Raw genomic sequence first — 4,697 nt, 5'->3', positions numbered from 1 at the left:
CCTTTTATAGAGTAGTACTATCAGTATTTCCAAGTTTGATAGACCATTTTCATATATTTCAAAGTTTTTGCACCAGAACCATAAAAAGGCTAGTTAGCCCTTATAATGGACTAACTAGCCTTTTTATTATTTTTTCCTTTTCACATATGTTTCTCATGCAATTTTTGTTCAGAGAATTCGATAAATTCTTCTAGCTTTTGTTTTTCTAAAACCGTTACGAAAATATACACTAACTAAATTTCGACAAAAGAGAATGGAATTGATTCTATTTTTGGTAAATATTACGATACACGAAATTACTATATTAATTTTAATAAAAGCCCCTGAAAGGAGCCACTTATTTTACAAGGTACTGTTCTACTTCTTTCATTAATAGTTCTGCGCCTTCTGGACTTAATGTTATCTTACCGTTTGCTAATGATATGTTACGATTTGATACCTCTCCTGTTAATGCACAAACACCACCGGGCTGATATTTCTGTAAAACAATGTCTTCACCTTCTACAAAGATCTCTAATGGTGATTTTTCTTTAATACCTAGCGTATTTCTAAGTTCCTTTGGAATTACCACACGCCCTAAATCATCTACTTTTCTAGTCACTCCGGTTGCTTTCATCTAGCATCTTTCCCCATTTCAATTTCAATTGTACCTAAGTTATTCTCTACTATTATAACAAGCTTTCCCCATACCTGAAAATTTAGTTACATTTACAAAAGAACAAGTGGAACAAATAGAAAATTATTGGCATGAAAATAGGCTTAAGAATCGAAATGAAGCAATGCGCCAGCTCGTAGAGAAAGAATTTAACGAATTTACCGAAAGAATTCTCCTTCCTCAAGCGTGTGAAGGGCGATAGCCCAACGGTAGGTGGGAGATGAATTTTGGTTTGGCATAGCCAAAAACTTTTGATAAACTAGCTATATGAAGTTCTTTGATAACTTGATATAGGAGGTTGCAGGAAGAAAATAGAGTGCGAAAACCAAGCCATTCGGTTCCTGCGTAAAATATCAACCGTACCAAGAGAGCGTCCAAGCGTTGGACATCTAGGGGTGGAACACCCCGAAGTAACGCTCAGGGAGACGAAAGGTTACTTTCGTCGTGGAACTGAGAAGCTCCCACTTCAAGCTTTGCTAAGTGGCGAGTAGTTCACGTCATAAATAATGAGTACCCTTTTTATTTTCCCTAAAAAACCTAAAAACATGTGTAAAGCCTGTATCTATCTTTACATGCGTTTTTATAATGAATAAGACCTATTTGTATTAACTTCTTCATCAAAACGCAAAATAAACCGATTTGGAAAGCCGTTTTCAAATCAAACCTCATTTTTATACAATTCATCCTTATTTACCGCTTCCCAGCGATTTTTCTGTCTTATATAATTAAATTAACAAATCTTAGGAGTTTTTAAAATGAATAAACAAAGCGTATCATCAGCACTCGACAACCCTAGATTGTAAAGTTGTTTTATCTTCCTTTGTGTATTGCATTTCTAAGATTTCCATTGCCCTTTACCCCTTTATACTTTATTTGTACCAATAATCCATTACTTCACCTTTTCTAAAACCATAAAGAACGTACTATCCGGTAGCGCAACCGCATTCCCAGACTCATCTTTAAACTCGATTTTCTCGCTAAGATGGCTTGTATATCCATCCTGCAAATAGTTCATAGCTTGAACAATGTTTACTTTATCTCCAAAGATACCCTTTACGAAATCCTTATAGTCGTTTGGCGTAAAGATTCCAAACTGCTCCTGTACCTCATGAACGAAGGAATCCTCGCCCCAGGTATACGTATATAAGAACTCCATCGCATCGTTAACAGGCATTTTGACTGTATTTTCTGCAAGTACCTCATACTGGATTATACGCCCCTTAAATTCACGGACATACTGCTCTAAGAACTTCATTCCGCCCGCATCTTTAAAATGAATCACACGCATTAACCTTTTATCTTCGGTCATGATGCCATCACGAATGATAATACGACCTCCCTGCTTTAACACCTCGTAGGCACTCTGCAGACCCTTTTTAATTACTTCATGATTGAATTTCTTACCTTCATACTCGATATAAGAGAATAGTTCATGAAGGATAGAAGAATATACAATCGTATCAACCGATTCTTTATCAAACGAGCTGCTTAAGTTGATTGCATCCCCTTTAATGACGTCCCAAGAACGCCCCTCGGTCTGCTTCTTCTTTTTCAACGTTTCAATCACGTTTTCAGAAATATCGATACCGTATATTCGTTTATCCTCGGTCTCTTCTTCAATCATGTCTAGCATGACACCACCACCGGCTCCGACATCTACAACCGTATCTCCCTTTATATAATCAAGAATAACTCGTTTATCATCAGCCGAACTATTCATATGCTCCAGATACACTTCTTCGTTATGGAATCTATCATACGCATCCTTACGTAACCCGAAGAAATCAAACAGCAGCACGTTTGCCCGAGCATGCATCATATCTACCTTTTCCGCCTCTACACAGAAGGTAATTAACGCCTCACCTACAGCAGAAAACTGAAACGACACATACGCAGTCTTCATATCTTCATCGACTTTAACCTCAAAGGAAACATGCGTTGTATCCGGCTGCTCTTTCTCACGGTACTCCCGTAGATACTTCTCAATAACCCGTTTACGATACACGTTGTCCTTCTTCTCGCCTTTGAAATCATAGTGCAACTGCTGCATCAATTTCTCGAAATGAATATGCTGAACCTTTCCAGTGCCTATCTCGTTCTTTAACATAACAAAAACTGTCCAGATATCCTCGAAGCTAAGGGCATGCATAGACGGTTCTACATACCACAAATCCTTATCAGATAAAAAGGTTTGAACGCCACTCTTCTCGCTCCCCATAATTATATCTTTTTCAAATGCTGACTCCTTATGTTTTGGCGTGAGTCTATGTATGCGAGAAGTAAATGGCTCCACATAGCCATCAAACAGATCATCAATTGTAATCTTCACATCGTCCTTTACTTCACTCCACAAGGGTTTTGATACGCCCTCAATAATACATTGGTTAAGATAGTATAGAATCTCCTTTACCCTCCCCTCTCCGTACTCCTCTTTATACGTGTTAATCAAATCAACATGAGAGTCCAAACGAGCCTCCCCGCGGATATACTGCCCGATTAATCCATGTGTTCTAATTAAATCTCGAACAAACAAATACTCAGTAGAGTTTAAGTTTGTCTCTATACGTTCGATAAACTGAATATCACTAAAGATATCAGCAGAACCCTCGTTATGTACCAATAGGTTAATCCCGTTTTTCTTCCATTGTTCCCGCTGCTTTAAAGAGCCTACCTTTGCAATCTCACTATACGTTAGTACCTTTTCAATAATGCGATACGCTTCTTCATCTAAAGACAACCCATCTAACACTTGCAGCGTACGGTGTACATAGTACAACACCGCATCCGTTTTTAATGCACCAAGTACCTGTACATTCTCATAGTTTTGATGTATCTCCTCTGCCTCGATTAGATGCTTTAACCACGTAGGGAGAGCATCAGAAAACCCTTCAATGTATTTATTTAGAACTTCAATGTTTTTCAACTTATTTACCCCCATATATAATCAATATCCTCGCATTACCCTAACGCCCGTAACACATTAAGTCCATTCTCTGTTAGCTTTACCGCACCTTTTGGACAACCCTCACAACCTGTACTTTGCAATTAACCGTTTATTAAGCTGCGATTGTACCGTCCGATTGTTGGGACCCCATAGCTGAGCAGGGAGAGCGCTACCTTGACAGGGTAAAGGTCATGAGCCCGAGCCACCGGAGTCATACAACTACTTTCAAAACAGTTTATAACTTATAAAAATCTGTCTCATTATTTCTTATTTCAGACCTTAATTTTTAAACTTTAAACATAAAACTCCTACGGTTGGAAGATCCGCTGGGGCCCACTTTAACTCCAATAAATTATTAACATGAACCCATATCAACTCGGCATGCTCAAGCGCTTTAGGTATACCGGACTCTATGTATGCCTTATAAGTAGCAAGATGAACTATAATATTCTCATACTCATGATCCACTTCTTCTATTTTTTCACCAACAACAATTAAACATCCTAGTTCTTCTTTGATCTCACGTATCAACGCATCTTGCGGCATTTCCCCTTCATTAATTTTTCCACCTGGAAATTCCCAATAGTTCGGTAATGACATTGCAGGAGAACGTAATGCACATAAGACTTCATTATTTTCATTAAAAATTACCGCACCAACAACCGATATCTTTCTCTTCATACTTACTCACTTCCTAATACAGTTTAGTTAATACTTAATATCTTATCTTGATTTTCATATTTCTTAATCTTTATTCCCAACTTTTTTACATTATTTTTATCATTTAATATATGTGCCAAGCCAAAAATAGGCACGTAAGGAATTAAAAACAAAAATAACATCCTTTAGATTAAGAAGCTATTTTATCAATAGAATTTCGCCCATATAGATTGGGCGAAATTCTACAAAATATTAAATTCACAACAAATAACAAATCCGCCCATTTTAAAGTTTTCTGACAGAAGACTCCTTCCTCAAAAATGTGGAGGTGTGAAACGGTTCTGGTGCAAAAATAAAATAAAAGAGAATAAAGTGCATATATCCCTAACAGAATTGTATTTTATGCTACCAGTCCAAACAATTGATGGATGAATTCTT

General features: G+C 37.3%; 4 protein-coding genes. 1 reads left to right on the top strand and 3 read right to left on the bottom strand.

Translation table 11 applies throughout. The features are described 5' to 3' along the window. Window positions 1-337: 337 nt before the first annotated feature. Window positions 338-616 carry an AbrB/MazE/SpoVT family DNA-binding domain-containing protein gene (locus CQZ94_RS30185; RefSeq protein WP_105588367.1) on the bottom strand — a complete coding sequence of 93 codons (279 nt, stop codon included), beginning with the start codon at window positions 614-616 and terminating at the stop codon, window positions 338-340. 70 nt (window positions 617-686) lie between these two features. Between CQZ94_RS30185 and CQZ94_RS31575 the strand changes: the two genes are divergently transcribed. Further along, window positions 687-857 (top strand): ribbon-helix-helix domain-containing protein, encoded by a 171-nt coding sequence (locus tag CQZ94_RS31575; RefSeq protein ID WP_219845220.1) that lies wholly within the window; start codon window positions 687-689, stop codon window positions 855-857. A 687-nt stretch (window positions 858-1,544) separates the two neighbouring features. Here CQZ94_RS31575 and CQZ94_RS30180 read toward each other — a convergent pair. Further along, window positions 1,545-3,593: a class I SAM-dependent methyltransferase gene (locus tag CQZ94_RS30180; protein WP_105588366.1), complete on the bottom strand. Its 2,049-nt coding sequence runs from the start codon at window positions 3,591-3,593 to the stop codon at window positions 1,545-1,547. A 285-nt stretch (window positions 3,594-3,878) separates the two neighbouring features. Continuing rightward, entirely contained in the window at window positions 3,879-4,280 is a 402-nt protein-coding gene (locus tag CQZ94_RS30175; protein WP_105588365.1) for a (deoxy)nucleoside triphosphate pyrophosphohydrolase, read from the bottom strand. Between the last annotated feature and the right edge of the window lie 417 nt (window positions 4,281-4,697).

Source organism: Bacillus sp. MYb209 (genome assembly GCF_002975175.1).
Classification (GTDB): domain Bacteria; phylum Bacillota; class Bacilli; order Bacillales; family Bacillaceae_G; genus Bacillus_A.
The sequence above is the reverse complement of the archived record's forward strand: the minus strand, read 5'-3'. Positions and strand labels throughout refer to the sequence as shown.

Bases quoted from the DNA above. Each gene is read 5' to 3' on its own strand.
- CQZ94_RS30185 (WP_105588367.1), bottom strand. From the start codon at position 616: ATGAAAGCAACCGGAGTGACTAGAAAAGTAGATGATTTAGGGCGTGTG.
- CQZ94_RS30180 (WP_105588366.1), bottom strand. From the start codon at position 3,593: ATGGGGGTAAATAAGTTGAAAAACATTGAAGTTCTAAATAAATACATT.
- CQZ94_RS30175 (WP_105588365.1), bottom strand. From the start codon at position 4,280: ATGAAGAGAAAGATATCGGTTGTTGGTGCGGTAATTTTTAATGAAAAT.